This is a genomic window from Microbacterium sp. GbtcB4 (assembly GCF_019091465.1).
GTDB classification, from domain to species: Bacteria; Actinomycetota; Actinomycetes; order Actinomycetales; family Microbacteriaceae; genus Microbacterium; species Microbacterium paraoxydans.
On record NZ_JAGXJJ010000112.1, the window covers coordinates 1 to 274 of the forward strand.

At 72.6% G+C, this 274-nt stretch carries 1 protein-coding gene; it reads left to right on the forward strand.

The annotated features are described in order from the left end of the window. Nucleotides 1–50 precede the first annotated feature (50 nt). The coding region (locus KVS71_RS17440) for a CinA family protein (RefSeq protein WP_217585152.1) at nucleotides 51–274 on the forward strand (224 nt) is incomplete at its 3' end.

The following is a 274-nucleotide window of genomic DNA, read 5'->3' on the forward strand; positions in this document are numbered from 1 at the left end:
AGAGGGATCGACTACATCGACAGACAGATGCGCGGCGCGGGTCAGAGCCGATGAGCGACACGACGCCGGCCGAGGCTCTGGACGCTCTGCGTGAGCGAGGCTGGACCCTCGGTGTGGCGGAGTCGCACACCGGCGGTGCGGTGTGCGCGGCGCTCGTCGCGGTTCCCGGCGCCTCCGCGGTGCTCCTCGGCGGCGACGTCGCCTACGCCACGCCCGTCAAGCACACGCTGCTCGGCGGCGGCACCGACCTCGTGGAGCGATACGGGGCGGTGCA